Source organism: Peribacillus sp. TH27, assembly GCF_016650915.1.
Lineage (GTDB): Bacteria > Bacillota > Bacilli > Bacillales > DSM-1321 > Peribacillus > Peribacillus butanolivorans.
The window spans coordinates 4,789,421-4,803,676 of sequence record NZ_JAEKEV010000002.1; the positions used below are offsets into that span (position 1 = coordinate 4,789,421).

The window sequence follows — 14,256 nt, forward strand, 5'->3', positions numbered from 1 at the left end:
GTTCGTATCATTAATGTGAAATTTTAATTAAGGACCTTTTATTTACCATTTATTAAGGTATATTATGATGGGGAAATGAGAGAGATTAAAGGAGTTAATTATGGGTACAGAGATAGTAATGGAGAAGGAAGTAGATACTCTTAATAGTAGTAAGAAACCTATGGTTGTTAAACTAAATTCTGAACAGCTTGACGATTTTATTCAAAGATTTCCAGATACCGGAGAGTTTTTTGGTTTAACCTATCACATTCATGATGATAAGACGGTTACTTTTAACTATAATTCAGATGGTAGACTTCTAGAAGTATTGAATTTGGTTAAGTGATTGTTACCTTGGAAACCAGCAGAAATGCTGGTTTTTTTAAATTCTAAATAAGCAAATTAATGAAGTTTGGTGATTATCAAAGTCGAGTGATGTCGGAATTAATTGGAAAATTATCCTTTATTGCCGTTGTTTCAATAGTTATAATTAATATGAGAAGAACATAAAGAAATAGTGAAAAATAAACGCCGATAAAAAGTAATGAAGGTTAGATAATACTGCTTGTTAAGAGTGCTCATAGAAAGAATTCTAATGCTAAGACTTCCATGTCAGTCCATAACGTTCAAAATTTGGAGGTAAAGATGAAGAAATATGGCTTATTATTTATGGCTGGAATTTGTTTAGTAGTATTGGTTTTTGGTCATCTTCATTGGAAAAACATGAGTCAGGCAGCGGGGATAGAGGGTAAAAAAGCTGAAGAAAGAATAAAAGAAAAGGAAAAAGAAGATAGGGAAGCTTTGATACGAAGTTTAAAACCAGAAAATAATAAACAGCAGTCACTAATAGATTACCTGCATTACAAATCGCTTACACAAGATAAGGTTATTGTATCCCTTATGGGCAGTAATGGTACTTCAGGAACAGGTGCAAGTAATTCTTCTAATAGTTGGGCAGGACGCTTAGAGAAGAGTTTACGTTCAGAAAGGGATGAATTAGAAACATTAGGTTTTATCAATCATGGCCAAGAGGGGTATTCCACAAAGGATTTGTTAGAAGGTAAAAAAATTGATGCGGTCATTCATGATAATCCCGATCTAGTTATTTTTGAAAACCCCCTGATTAATAATCAATATCAATCCATTAGTTTGGAACAGACGGAAAAAGATTTAAAAAACATTATGTCAAAGTTGCAAAAAGAGCTACCGAATGCAAAGATTCTAATCATTTCACCGAATCCAGTGGCAAATAGTAAAACAAAGAATAGCTTAGGGTTGAATTATGTGGATTATATTAAAGTTTCTGAAAGGGTTATTAAAAAAAATAAATGGACTTATATAAATAGCATGAATGGGATTGAAAAAAAATTAAAAGAAGAGAATTTGAGATTGGCTGATATATTAACATATGATAATGTCCATCCCAATGATCAAGGACATAACATATGGTTCGAGGTGTTGGATGAATATTTTAAGCTGAAGTAATGACACAAATATTTGTATATCAATTATAGAAATAAGAAATACAGATTATAAAGCCTATGTTAATAGGTTGAATGATTCTATTAGTGGTCAAAATAAGATGTATTGAGGGGAAAAGTGGTTATAACCACTTTCTCCTCTCTGGAAATAGTTTAAATAATGAATACTGTGGGGCTTTTCGATGTTACTGAGCAAAACAGAGAAACCTTATCATAATTTCTCCATGTTTAACGAACTGTACATTTCCTAACCTCGATAAATTCGCGTATTTCATCTTTTGATATTCCTGAACCCATAATATCTTTCATGATTTCCTTCCACTCATCATCCATGCTGTGGTCTACTTGTTCATATAGTAGGGCATCAACAGTTATACAAAGGATACTTGCAATTTTTTCCAGAACTAAAATAGTAGGGTTTGTTTGAAGGTTTCTTTCCAGTGAGCTTATATAAGATTTTGCCACTCCAGATTTTGCTGAGAGTTCACTAATTGACATCTTTTTTTCTTCTCTAAGCGTTTTAACACGGTAACCTATCATATATACCACACCTAACCATTGATATGTATTATTAATTATTTAATATTTTCAAAAAAATACTGTAAAAGTTACTAAGCTTTATTGTTAACTATCACTACTTTAAGTTTACACAGTTTTTCACCATTTTTAATGATAAATAGGCACTAAAATACTTGACACAATCATATGTATAAACAGATTTTCTTTTTTCTATAGGCATTTAGTTAGGTCTTGCTTTTCATAATTATTTCTAATATCATTAGTTCTCAAGGTGGATGTAGTGTTTACTAATATTTACTGAATGCCCGCCTAAAAACCCATTCTTTGAATGGGTTTTTAGGCGGGGTTTTAGATAAAATCGCTAAATTGACACAAATAATTGTAATTGTTTCGTTTGGAAAACTATTAAATAATTTTTGAAAGCATTTTTTTATTGAAAAAGTAGTCATTCAATGTAAATTTCATGTAAATTTCCTTGAAAATACATAAATACAGGAAATATTATGCTATAATGCAATAGGTCATTTTTAATATTTTGGGAGGATAATATGGAAGAAACTATTAGTATTAAAGATATTTTTCAAACACTAAAGAAACGTTGGAAGTTAATAACGCTACTGACATTAATCGCCGCGTTGATTAGTGGTGTAATATCTTATTTTTTATTAACACCTGTTTACCAATCATCTACACAGATTTTAGTTAATCAGAAACAATCGGAGAACCAACTTGATTCTATTCAAATAAAATCTAATATTGACATGATCAATACATACAGTGTGATCATAAAAAGTCCTGCTATATTAGAGAAGGTTATTGGTGATCTTGATCTTCCACAAAGCGTGGACCAACTTAGTCAAAAAATTACGATTAACAGCCAAGAAAATTCTCAAGTTTTCTCTTTAACTGTTCAAGATAGTAATCCATCGAAGGCAGTCGAAATTGCAAACGCAGTGTCTGGAACATTCCAAAAGGAAATTAAAAATATAATGAATGTCGACAATGTTAGCATACTTGCGAAGGCAGAAGTAAAGGAGGATCCTACTCCTGTAAACCCTAATCCATTATTGAATATTGCTATTGCGGTGATAGTTGGGTTGATGGCTGGAATAGGCTTGGCATTCCTACTAGAGTACATGGATAATACGATTAGAGACGAGAAGGATATTGAGACGCTCCTTGACTTGCCATTACTTGGGTCCATCCAAAAAATATCGCAACATAAATAAAGAACCATTCAGTGACATTGACATTAAGAAAGGAAGTGGGATTTTTGAGAGGTAAAGATGAAAAACAAGTGAATTTAATTGCGCAGACTAATCCTAAATCGCCTATTACTGAACAATATCGATTAATTAGGACAAATATACAATTCTCTTCAGTGGATAAAGAAATCAAAACCATTGTGGTTACTTCAGCGGAGCCTAATGATGGGAAATCGACTACAGCTGCCAACCTAGCTATTGTGCTGGCTCAAGAGGAGAAAAAAGTATTGCTTGTGGATGCGGACTTAAGGAAACCATCCATTCATTATGCTTTTAACATTAGTAATATACATGGACTAACTAGCGTATTGACAAAGAAAATGGACTTAAGAAAAACTATCTCGAATTCAAATGTTTCAAATCTAGGCATTTTAACAAGTGGACCGATACCACCTAATCCATCAGAATTATTAAATTCCAAAGCGATAGAAACAGCTATTAATGAACTGAAAGATATCTATGATTATATCATTTTTGATACACCGCCAGTTCTTGTAGTCGCTGACTCTCAAATTGTAGCTAATAAATGTGATGGCGTGATTATGGTAGTGGCAAGTGGCAAGACAAACAAACAAAGTGCAGTAAAAGCAAAAGACCTTTTAGAAAAAGCTAATACGGCATTACTTGGGGTCGTGTTGAATGGAACGGAATCAGATACCAGCAATTATTATTACTATGAATCCTAAATAAAATATTTTTCGACAAATTAATACCCTATTTACTAGATGTTTTTTATGCTACTATTAACAGGGTATTAATTCCTATCTGATTGCTAAGTGATTAAGCCTATTATCACATTTGTATAAAGGAAGTGTGTGAAATTTGATTGACTTGCACTTGTGGATGCGGACTTAAGGAAACCATCCATTCATTATGCTTTTAACATTAGTAATATACATGGACTAACTAGCGTATTGACAAAGAAAATGGACTTAAGAAAAACTATCTCGAATTCAAATGTTTCGAATTTAGACATTTTAACAAGTGGACCGATACCACCTAATCCTTCAGAGTTATTAAATTCCAAAGCGATAGAAACAGCTATTAATGAACTAAAAGGTATCTATGATTATATCATTTTTGATACACCGCCAGTTCTTGTAGTCACTGACTCTCAAATTGTAGCTAATAAATGTGATGGCGTGATCATGGTAGTAGCAAGCGGCAAGACAAACAAACAAAGTGCAGTAAAAGCAAAAGAACTTTTAGAAAAAGCTAATACGGCATTACTTGGGGTCGTTTTGAATGGAATGGAATCAGATACCAGCAATTATTATTACTATCAGTCCTAAATAAAATATTTTTCGACAAATTAAGACAAATTAATACCCTATTTTATAGCAGTTTTCTATGCTACTATTAACGGGGTATTAATTCCTATCTGATTTCTATGTGATTAAGCCCATTATCCTATTATTTATAAAGGAAGTGTGTGAAATTTGATTGACTTGCATTGCCACATTCTCCCTGGAGTTGATGATGGATCCCCGGATATGCAGGAAAGCTTGAATATGGCAAAAAAAGCTGTAGAAGCAGGGATAACTGATTTATTTGCCACACCACATCACTTAAATGAGAGATATGTAAATGTGAAGGATAACATTATTGATCGTGTATTTGAGTTAAATGAGTGCTTACAACAAGAGAATATTCCTCTTTCTGTTCATCCTGGACAAGAAGTGAGAATACATAGAGAATTATTTGTTTCACTTGAAAAGGGAGAAGTACTAACGCTTGATAATACCAACAAGTATTTATTGCTTGAACTCCCGTCAGGACATGTGCCTACATACACACAAGAACTGATTTATGAGCTTTTGTTAAAAGAGATTACACCAATTATTGTACATCCTGAGAGAAATAAGGAATTGTTAAAGAATCATAATCTATTATTTAAATTAGTTCAAGAAGGTGCCTTAACTCAACTTACCTCTGGTAGTATTATCGGTCTCTTTGGTAAGAATGTTAAGTCATTTTCAAAAAAAATTATTGAACATAATTTGGCCCATTTTATTGCAAGTGATGCCCATAATATGAACTCTAGGGGATTTACTTTACAAGAGGCTTATGAAACCATCACAAAAACATTTGGAATTGAGCGTACATTTTATTTCCAAGAAAATGCTGAACAACTAATAAAGGGACAAATTCCAAGAAATTTAAAACCAGTACCGTTTAAAAAGAAATTCTTTGGAATCTTTTAGAATTATAGTTTGTCAGGAAACGCTTTCATTATTATAAATAATATTCGTTTAAGTGTAAAGTTTTATAGGGGTCATTTGAAATATTGGATTCAGTGTAAATGGAATTAAATAAGGAGATAGATTCGTTTGAAAAGGTTTGATGATTATCCGAAATCTATAAAGAAAGCACTGCGTTACATTCAACAAGATGCTCCATTAGCCTTATTAAACCAATTAGAGGCGAGCCTGACAAGGACTATTAAGAAAAGAAAAGAATCTCTACAAAAGAAGGAAAACGAACTATGAGAGTCATTGAAAATATAAATGGGGACTACTAGGTTGTGATTTGAAATGGAATTTATGCCTGTTTTCATTGAAATGTAAATACCTAGAACATTAGGTACTGCTTTCTGCAGGATTTAATAAGTGAGTTACCTGAATAAATTAATAAAGGGGGAAGTTTGGTTGGCTTACCGAAATCGACTAACACTACTGGCGCTATTAGATTCCTTAATTGTATTATCGGCCATTTATGTAAGTTATTTAGTTCTACATCCATATTTAGAAATATTTAAGTTAACAGCACTCTTAGTCAGCTCAGTCTCTCTATTAATTAGCCATCATATTTTTGCTTCTATTTATAAGCTGTATAAAAAGGCATGGGAGTATGCAAGCATTGGGGAGTTAATATCCATTGTTAAAGCTGTAACCTTATCTGTTATCACCGTTATCGTTATTCAGATATTGGTTTTTCAAGATGTGTATGTAAGAGCTATGGCATTAACTTGGATGATGCATGTCATTCTTATTGGTGGTTCCCGTTTTTCGTGGAGAATGCTGCGTGATCGCTTAGTAAATAATCATATGGAAATCAAAAATACATTGGTTATTGGGGCGGGATCGGCAGGAACTATGGTTGTTCGTCAACTTCTTAATAATCAGGATACTGCACTTAAACCAGTAGCTTTCATTGATGATGATCCGAAGAAAGACAAATTAGACATCTTAGGAATACCCGTTGTTGGCAACTCTAAACATATTCCTGAAATGGTTGAAAAATATCATATTGATAATATTGTCATTGCGATTCCTTCATTAAGTAAAAAAGAATTAAAGGTCATCTTTGATGAATGTGTGAAAACAAATGCAAAAACACAAATCATGCCGATGATTGAAGATATTATGTTAGGGAAAGTAGCTGTTAATCAGTTTAAAGAAGTAGAAGTAGAAGATCTATTGGGAAGAGAACCTGTTGAATTGGATATGAATAGTATCTCGGGGAACGTTACCGGTAAGACCATTCTAGTAACGGGTGCAGGCGGTTCAATTGGTTCGGAAATTTGTCGTCAAATATGTAGATTTTCCCCCGAAAAAATTGTTCTATTAGGGCACGGTGAAAATAGTATTTATCTAATTGATATGGAATTGAGAAGTCTCTATTTAAATAAAATAGAAATTGTACCGATAATTGCGGATATTCAGGATAGAGAAAGAATATTTGACGTAATTGGCGAACAAAGACCTGAAGTCATTTACCATGCGGCTGCTCATAAACATGTTCCTTTAATGGAATTCAATCCAAGTGAAGCGGTTAAGAATAACGTGTTAGGGACAAAAAATGTTGCGGAAGCCGCAGATACGTATGGTGTACAAACTTTTGTCATGATTTCGTCAGATAAAGCGGTTAACCCTACAAACGTAATGGGATCAACAAAGCGGATTGCAGAAATGGTTATTCAGCAACTAGATAAAAATAGTGAGACAAAATTTGTGGCCGTCCGTTTTGGGAATGTTTTAGGAAGTCGGGGAAGTGTAATCCCTTTATTTAAAAAGCAAATACAAGCAGGTGGGCCTGTAACTGTAACTCATCCAGAAATGACGAGATACTTTATGACCATACCAGAAGCTTCTCGGTTAGTTATTCAGGCTGGTTCATTAGCAAGAGGTGGAGAAATATTTGTCCTTGATATGGGGGATCCTGTCAAGATAGTAGATTTAGCGAAAAACCTCATTAAATTATCAGGTTATACAATTGAGGAAATTGGAATTGAATACTCTGGGATTAGGCCTGGAGAGAAAATGTACGAAGAATTGTTGAATGATAATGAAGTATTACCCAATCAAATATTTCCGAAAATTTATATAGGAAAGTCGACACCTCTAGCACAAGATATTCTATATAGTTTTATAGATAGTTTAGCAACGAAACATAATAATCAAATAAAAGAACAAGTCATTGAAATGGCTAACGCAAAGAGGAATATAAAAGAATTTATACAAGAAGCACTTAGCTTATAAAAAAATACCGCTTTTCGTTTTTGGAATAATTTCAGAAATAAAAGAAGCCCAAACTGCATATTCAAACCTATTTATATTTGAAAAAAACTAAAACATATGGAGTCATGATTATTTATGCTTAAGCTATCTATTTTTTCTGTACCCATGAATTGATTTTAATGTAAAAACTTGTAAATACTCAGTTAAAAGGTATTTCACATAAAGGATGTTATTATGGTAAGAAAAAATTTTTTAATATTTTTATCAATAAGTATAATACTGATCTTTTTAATAGTGAATTTATTTTATAGTTTGGTTAGTCAAAATTTCAGTACTATTTTAGTAATAGTGGTTTATATTTTAACCTCGTATAGTTTACTAAAATTAAGGTGTGGTTTAACCTTCGTCTATTTGAGTTATTTAATATTAGCCCATGCTGGTATACCGATAATAGATTTATTATTAGAAGATCCTTTAAGAGATTTAGATGTAAATACAAACTGGTATTTTACTTCATATAGAGAAAAAGCTGTATTAATTTCTTATATATTTATAACTAGCATTTGTTTTTTTGCTATGTTAATTAATTTATTTAAAAAAAGAACACTCAGTAATAAAACTGATATAAATTTTAAGGGTGATAATAAGTGGATTTTCACTGGGGAACTTTTAATTATTATCTTTTTTATATATTTAGTTTATCTTTTTACAACTGGGAAATTACCTTTATTTGGTACATATCAAAACTATTTTAGTGCACTAAGTAATTTGAATTTTTATCAAAGAGGAATTTTTTTATATGCAGTTGGTATTACAATGATTCTCTCCAACATATTCAATATGAAAAATAATAAAAAATCCATTTTTATTATTTTCCTACCAGGAATATTATTGTTGTTAACTGGAAATAGAGGTGAAATATTTTATCCTTTACTTGCGGGGATGGGGGTCCTAATTACAAGAGGTTTAAAAATAAATTATAAATTAATTTTAGTAGTTGTCATTGTTTTTTTCATTGTAATACCTTCCGTGAAAGAAATTAGAAACATGGATTCCAATCAAACTTTAGAAGAAGTGAATTTATCAATTATCGATCCTTTTGTTCAAATAGGGTATACTCTTAGGCCTCATGTTTATACAGTTGGTTGGATAGAGAATGGGGAAGAATTTATTTTTGGAGAGTCATTTCTGGTACCAGTTCAAAGAGGTCTTTCAAACTTTATCCCTTTTATGCCTCCCATTGAATACGAAGGAAAGCCTTACTCTTTTAGAGATCGATTACCAACAATGGGATATTCAATTGTAGCGGAAACATATTATAACTTTGGCATAATCGGATCGTTTATCATTTCTCCATTATTAGTGTTTTTTTTAACTTATCTTGGAGATAGACCAAAGAACTTTTTAATACTAACATTAATTACAGGGATAACAACAGTCCTAATCAATAATATTAGAAACGCTTTTGCGTTTGTTCCTGGACAAATAATTATTATTATCGGCTTGTTAGGAATGATTGTCCTTTTAAATTTATTACTTAGTAAAAACAAAAAAGTTTACATTAAATAATTTGCTTTTAGGAAATTGAAAGGTGAAACAAATGAAAATTATTCCATTTATAACTAAGGTTTCGTGGACTGTAGCTGGAAGTATTATATATGCGTTTACTCAATTCATGATATTATCTGTCTTAGCAAAGTTTGGAGGCCCAGAAGATGTAGGAATGTTTACGTTATCTTTAGCTATGTGTTCACCAATATTTTTATTTTTAAACTTAAAATTAAGATCTGTAATAGCAACTGATTTTAATGATGAATACCATTTTTTTGATTATGAAGGTCTTAGAAAAATTACAAGTATTTTTGCGATTTTTCTAATCATAATTGTCATTTCTTTTGCAGGTTATGATAAATATATTTCAACAACAATAATATTATTTTCCATTGCGAAGTTCTTTGAAATGAAAAGTGAAGTATATTATGGTTTTTTCCAAAAAAAGCAATTATTTGAATTAATAGCAAAATCTGTTATATTAAGGGGTCTTACAAATTTAATATTGGTTTTTTTGTTTTTTGGGCTTACTAAAAATTTAATGTGGGCAATACTAGGGATTGCTTTAACTAATTTTTTTGTTCATTATTTTTATGATAAAAGAAATATAGAAAAATTTATAAAAATCGATTTTTCAAAAAGGAAAGTGAATTATAAAAACATAAAGCTTATATTTCTTCTATCATTTCCTTTAGGTTTATCTACTCTTATAGGATCTTTAAATACAAATATTCCACGTTATATTATAGAAAATAAATTAGGACTATATGAATTGGGAATATTTTCGGGATTAGCCTATTTACTTTTTATTGGAAATACTTTGTTAAGCTCAGTCTCACAAGTTTTAATGCCGAAATTAGTAAAATTTAATCAAGATAAGGATTATAGAAGTTTTAAAAGGGTAGTATTTAAAATGGTTTTATTTGGTTTTTTTGTTAGTGTCTTAATGGTATTAATTTTTAATTTCTTTGGAGAAATAATATTAACAATAATATATTCCCAGGAATATGTAGCATACAAAAATATCTTAATGGTTCTCGTAATGGGTATCTCTGTTTTGTATAGTTCAGTTTTTCTTGGTACTGCTATTACTGCTTTAAAAATGTTTAAGATACAACCATATATTCACAGTTTAAGTCTTTTATTCTTAACTATTTCATCTATTCTACTTATTGACGAATATAAATTAATAGGGATGGCCTGGTCATTAGTTATAGGTTATTTAGTAACTTCTATAGGTTACCTTTTTTCAATAATATACTTTATCAAACAAAATAAGAAAGAAGTGAAGCAATTTGCTTAAGATATTTAATTACTTAAATAGAAGATATCAAATAAAAAAAGTCCTATTCATTATGCTAGAAGAATAGGAGTGAAAATTGGTGAGAATTGTAGAATTTTAAGTCTTAAACCTAATACATTTGGTTCAGAACCATATCTTATTCAAATAGGAGACCATGTTACTATTACAAGTGGTGTAAGGTTCGTGACTCATGATGGTGGCGTATGGGTATTCAGGGGTGAAAATCCAGAAATAGATGTTTTCGGTAAAATAATCATAGGGAATAATGTGTTTATTGGGATAAACTCGATTATTATGCCGGGTGTTGAAGTTGGAAATAATGTTGTCATAGGAGCAGGATCAGTTGTAACAAAAAGTATTCCTTCTAACACTGTAATTGGTGGGGTACCAGCAAGATTTATTTGTACTCTTGATGATTATGAACATAAAGTAATGAAAAAAGCTTCATTTATAAAAAGTAAAAGTAAGGATACCAAAAAGAAAATCTTACTAGAGAAACTATTTTAAATTTTTTTTAATTTTTAAGGGAGAATTATTGTGAGAAAAAATGTATTAAAAATATTTGGGAAATTAGACCCCGGTGGTGCAGAATTACGAACATTAGATTTAATTAAAGAAATAAAGTTACTGAACCAAGATATCAAGTTTCATATTTTAGTCTTGGGAGGAAAAGAGGGTTCATTGGATAGCACATTTAGAGATTTAGGTGTGAATATTTATTATATTAAATTAAAAAAATTTGATTTTATAATTAAATTTTTTATGCTAATTAAAAAAGAAAAAATAAATATAGTTTACTCTAATGTCTTTTTGTTTTCAGGTTTTTTTATGTTACTATCTAAAATTTTTAGAGTTCCTCATCGTATAACACATATTAGAACGTTATACGACGAGAAAGAAAATTTTATAAGGAAATATAGAAATAAAGTGTTGAAATTGTTAATTAAGAAGTATTCCAATTATATAGTTGGAGTTAATGAGTCTGTTTTATTAGAAAATTTCGGAACTGAAATTTATCAAAATACAAAATTCCAAATACTATATAATGGAATAAAAAATCCACGGAGATTTGAAATAAAAGATATAGATGATAATAATATTAATATAATTCATATAGGAAGACAGACAAAAGCGAAAAATCACAAAAAATTAATTCGCATATTTGTGGAAATAAACAAGAAATTACCAAATTCTTATTTGCATTTAGTGGGTAAACCGGATGAAATGATTGAAAAGGAAATTATGCAACTTATATCAAAAAACAATTTAGATGAAAAAGTTATCTTTTGGGGTGTTCAAGAAAATGTATATTCTCATTTGAATAATAAAAAAGTTATGATTTTTCCTTCTATTAGAGAAGGGTTACCTGGAGTATTGTTGGAAGCCATGTCAATGGGTATTCCTGTTGTTGCTAGTGACATATCTCCACACCAAGAGTTAACAAGATATTTTTCTTACCTTAAAGTGATAAATTTGAATAAAAGTGATTTAGAATGGGCAAAAGAAATTATTGAAATTATATCTTCAGAAAATTCTTCTTCAATGAAGGAAAAAATAAGAAAGGAATTTAATAGTTCACCATTTCACATGGGAAATCATATAGAAGGATATTTAAAAATAATAAACAACAAATAACTATTGTATTTTAAGGTGGTTGTCATGACAGGTAGAGATTTATTTTCGAAATATAGTTTTATTATAAAATTATTGAAATTTGTAGTGAAGCTAATTCCTAAAAGCCTTTTAGAGTTAATTTATGTTTTATGTGATAATTCAGAATCTAGAATTTCTCTTCTTTTTAGATATTTGTATATTTGGAAATACGCAAAAACTTGTGGAGATAATATATTTATAGGAAAAAGAGTAACTTTAAAAAATATCAGCTCTTTAATACTAGGAGACAATATAAGTATTCACGCAAATTGTTATCTTGATGCTAAAGGAGGAATAGAACTTGGCAATAATATTTCTATTGCTCACAATTCATCTTTAATTTCATTCGACCATACATGGATAAATGAAAAAATACCAATTAAATATAATGAAATAATAAATAAAAAAATTAAAATTGAAAGTGATGTGTGGATAGGCTGTGGTTGCCGCATATTAGCAGGTATTGATATTGGTCAAAGGTGTGTTATTGCCGCAGGATCAGTAATAAATAAAAATGTAGAAAGCAAGTCACTTGTTGGAGGAGTACCAGGAAGAAAAATTAAATCTCTAGTTTAAGAAGTTTTTTTACTGGTGTGAAAATTTCAAATGTTATAAATTGCAAACTATTTATTAATATTGCGAAATAAATCAGTTGGTTAGTGAACTTGATTTATAAATTCATCTGAAAGTGGATCAAAGTACTTAACTAATTATGATACAGTAACTCCTATGTTACAAAGTAGTTCCTTTAGATAGGAATTCTAAGTCGATTCTGTGAATTTTTAAATAGCCCATTTCAAATAATTATATACTTTTCAAACTGCTTAAACCAAAAACTTATGATAAAGGGGGCTGCAGGAGATGAAAATGTTATTCGTACATAGTCATATTTTTAAATATGATGAACAGGGTATTGCATATTCCGAAGGGAAATTGACTTATAACAGTTGGAAGCGTTATTTAAACCACTTTGATGAATTAGTAGTAGCCGGCCGTGCTGAAAATATTAAAGATAAAGATATAGTGAACTTAAATGTTTCAAGTGGTAGTAATGTAAAACATTATAAATTACCAAGTGTTTCGAAAATAAAAAATCGTTTTAAACTTAAAAGAAAACTCAATAATGAATTAACAGTATTGGTAAAAGAAGCAGATGGGATAATTGCTCGCCTACCAAGTATCCATGCTTCAGAAGCTATAAAATTGGCTAAAAAATATAAAAAACCTTATGCAATTGAATTAGTAGGAGATGTTTATACTTCCTTATGGTATCATGGTTCAGTTTTTGGTAAGGTACTTGCTCCAATATCGTATATTAAAATAAAAAAAATTATAAAAGAAGCACCATATGTATTATATGTAACCAAAAACTACCTTCAAGAAATATATCCAGCTGAAAATGCCCGTTTAACAATTGATTGTTCAAATGTTGAGATTAATATTGAAAATGAAATTATTGAGAAAAGAATGTGCAAAATTCATGAAAAGAAATCGACAATCAAACTAGGACTTATTGGATCTTATTCTTCAAAATATAAAGGAATTGATACAGCAATTAAATCTTTAAAAATGCTTATAGAGGATGGTTTTAATGTTGAACTTTTTATTTTAGGAAGTGGTAACAGCAATTGGATAGAAAAAATGGTTACTGATCTAAAGGTAACCAATAAAGTTCATCTATGTGGCTCACTGCCTGCAGGAAAGGAAGTCAATCATTGGTTAGATAAAATAGACATTTATATACAACCTAGCTTAACTGAAGGGTTACCTCGTGCTTTAATTGAAGCAATGAGTAGAGGATGTCCTTGTGTAGCTTCAAACGTAGGTGGAATTCCGGAATTACTAGATTCAAATATGATTCATGAACCAAATAATGTTAAAAGTTTATCATTAAAAGTTAAATTTCTAATTGAAAATAAAGATAAATTAAATGAACAAAGTATAAGGAATTACGAAGAATCTAAGTATTATTCCGCTGAAAATTTAGCTAATAGGAGAAATTATTTTTGGAATTCATTTAAAGAAAAAGAATTATTATAAAAGGA

General features: G+C 30.2%; 15 protein-coding genes. 14 read left to right on the forward strand and 1 reads right to left on the reverse strand.

Annotated elements, in window-relative coordinates; genetic code table 11:
• Window positions 1-100: 100 nt before the first annotated feature.
• Window positions 101-325 (forward strand): hypothetical protein, encoded by a 225-nt coding sequence (locus JFU24_RS24405; protein ID WP_201250622.1) that lies wholly within the window; start codon window positions 101-103, stop codon window positions 323-325.
• A 299-nt stretch (window positions 326-624) separates the two neighbouring features.
• A complete protein-coding gene (locus JFU24_RS24410; protein WP_201250623.1) occupies window positions 625-1,464 on the forward strand; it encodes an SGNH/GDSL hydrolase family protein in 840 nt (279 codons plus the stop codon).
• Window positions 1,465-1,688: 224 nt separating this feature from the next.
• On the opposite strand, the gene JFU24_RS24415 is transcribed toward JFU24_RS24410, so the two are convergent.
• A complete protein-coding gene (locus tag JFU24_RS24415) occupies window positions 1,689-2,000 on the reverse strand; it encodes a helix-turn-helix domain-containing protein (protein WP_201250624.1) in 312 nt (103 codons plus the stop codon).
• Between the two features lie 527 nt (window positions 2,001-2,527).
• Between JFU24_RS24415 and JFU24_RS24420 the strand changes: the two genes are divergently transcribed.
• From JFU24_RS24420 to JFU24_RS24475, 12 genes are all read left to right on the forward strand, one after another.
• Window positions 2,528-3,208: a YveK family protein gene (locus JFU24_RS24420; RefSeq protein WP_201250625.1), complete on the forward strand. Its 681-nt coding sequence runs from the start codon at window positions 2,528-2,530 to the stop codon at window positions 3,206-3,208.
• 44 nt (window positions 3,209-3,252) lie between these two features.
• Window positions 3,253-3,930 carry a CpsD/CapB family tyrosine-protein kinase gene (locus tag JFU24_RS24425; RefSeq protein WP_207203219.1) on the forward strand — a complete coding sequence of 226 codons (678 nt, stop codon included), beginning with the start codon at window positions 3,253-3,255 and terminating at the stop codon, window positions 3,928-3,930.
• A gap of 153 nt (window positions 3,931-4,083) precedes the next feature.
• Window positions 4,084-4,536 carry a polysaccharide biosynthesis tyrosine autokinase gene (locus JFU24_RS24430; RefSeq protein WP_201250626.1) on the forward strand — a complete coding sequence of 151 codons (453 nt, stop codon included), beginning with the start codon at window positions 4,084-4,086 and terminating at the stop codon, window positions 4,534-4,536.
• A 147-nt stretch (window positions 4,537-4,683) separates the two neighbouring features.
• Window positions 4,684-5,448: a tyrosine-protein phosphatase gene (locus tag JFU24_RS24435; protein WP_201250627.1), complete on the forward strand. Its 765-nt coding sequence runs from the start codon at window positions 4,684-4,686 to the stop codon at window positions 5,446-5,448.
• Between the two features lie 126 nt (window positions 5,449-5,574).
• Window positions 5,575-5,733 (forward strand): hypothetical protein, encoded by a 159-nt coding sequence (locus tag JFU24_RS24440; RefSeq protein WP_201250628.1) that lies wholly within the window; start codon window positions 5,575-5,577, stop codon window positions 5,731-5,733.
• A 159-nt stretch (window positions 5,734-5,892) separates the two neighbouring features.
• On the forward strand, window positions 5,893-7,725 hold the full coding sequence (locus JFU24_RS24445; RefSeq protein ID WP_201250629.1) for a polysaccharide biosynthesis protein: 1,833 nt from the start codon (window positions 5,893-5,895) through the stop codon (window positions 7,723-7,725).
• A 213-nt stretch (window positions 7,726-7,938) separates the two neighbouring features.
• Window positions 7,939-9,273 carry an O-antigen polysaccharide polymerase Wzy gene (wzy, locus tag JFU24_RS24450; RefSeq protein WP_201250630.1) on the forward strand — a complete coding sequence of 445 codons (1,335 nt, stop codon included), beginning with the start codon at window positions 7,939-7,941 and terminating at the stop codon, window positions 9,271-9,273.
• Between the two features lie 31 nt (window positions 9,274-9,304).
• Window positions 9,305-10,558: an oligosaccharide flippase family protein gene (locus JFU24_RS24455; protein ID WP_201250631.1), complete on the forward strand. Its 1,254-nt coding sequence runs from the start codon at window positions 9,305-9,307 to the stop codon at window positions 10,556-10,558.
• Window positions 10,559-10,627: 69 nt separating this feature from the next.
• Window positions 10,628-11,065: an acyltransferase gene (locus tag JFU24_RS31070; protein ID WP_342214711.1), complete on the forward strand. Its 438-nt coding sequence runs from the start codon at window positions 10,628-10,630 to the stop codon at window positions 11,063-11,065.
• 30 nt (window positions 11,066-11,095) lie between these two features.
• The gene (locus JFU24_RS24465; protein ID WP_201250632.1) at window positions 11,096-12,193 is read left to right on the forward strand and encodes a glycosyltransferase; all 1,098 of its coding nucleotides are present in this window, start codon (window positions 11,096-11,098) and stop codon (window positions 12,191-12,193) included.
• 24 nt (window positions 12,194-12,217) lie between these two features.
• Window positions 12,218-12,787 (forward strand): acyltransferase, encoded by a 570-nt coding sequence (locus JFU24_RS24470; protein ID WP_201250633.1) that lies wholly within the window; start codon window positions 12,218-12,220, stop codon window positions 12,785-12,787.
• A gap of 285 nt (window positions 12,788-13,072) precedes the next feature.
• A complete protein-coding gene (locus JFU24_RS24475) occupies window positions 13,073-14,251 on the forward strand; it encodes a glycosyltransferase family 4 protein (protein ID WP_201250634.1) in 1,179 nt (392 codons plus the stop codon).
• Window positions 14,252-14,256 lie beyond the last annotated feature (5 nt).

Excerpts from the sequence above, each read along its gene's own strand:
- JFU24_RS24470 (WP_201250633.1), top strand. The coding sequence starts at position 12,218 with ATGACAGGTAGAGATTTATTTTCGAAATATAGTTTTATTATAAAATTA.
- JFU24_RS24415 (WP_201250624.1), bottom strand. The coding sequence starts at position 2,000 with ATGATAGGTTACCGTGTTAAAACGCTTAGAGAAGAAAAAAAGATGTCA.
- wzy (WP_201250630.1), top strand. The coding sequence starts at position 7,939 with ATGGTAAGAAAAAATTTTTTAATATTTTTATCAATAAGTATAATACTG.
- JFU24_RS24405 (WP_201250622.1), top strand. The coding sequence starts at position 101 with ATGGGTACAGAGATAGTAATGGAGAAGGAAGTAGATACTCTTAATAGT.
- JFU24_RS24410 (WP_201250623.1), top strand. The coding sequence starts at position 625 with ATGAAGAAATATGGCTTATTATTTATGGCTGGAATTTGTTTAGTAGTA.
- JFU24_RS24475 (WP_201250634.1), top strand. The coding sequence starts at position 13,073 with ATGAAAATGTTATTCGTACATAGTCATATTTTTAAATATGATGAACAG.
- JFU24_RS24420 (WP_201250625.1), top strand. The coding sequence starts at position 2,528 with ATGGAAGAAACTATTAGTATTAAAGATATTTTTCAAACACTAAAGAAA.
- JFU24_RS24455 (WP_201250631.1), top strand. The coding sequence starts at position 9,305 with ATGAAAATTATTCCATTTATAACTAAGGTTTCGTGGACTGTAGCTGGA.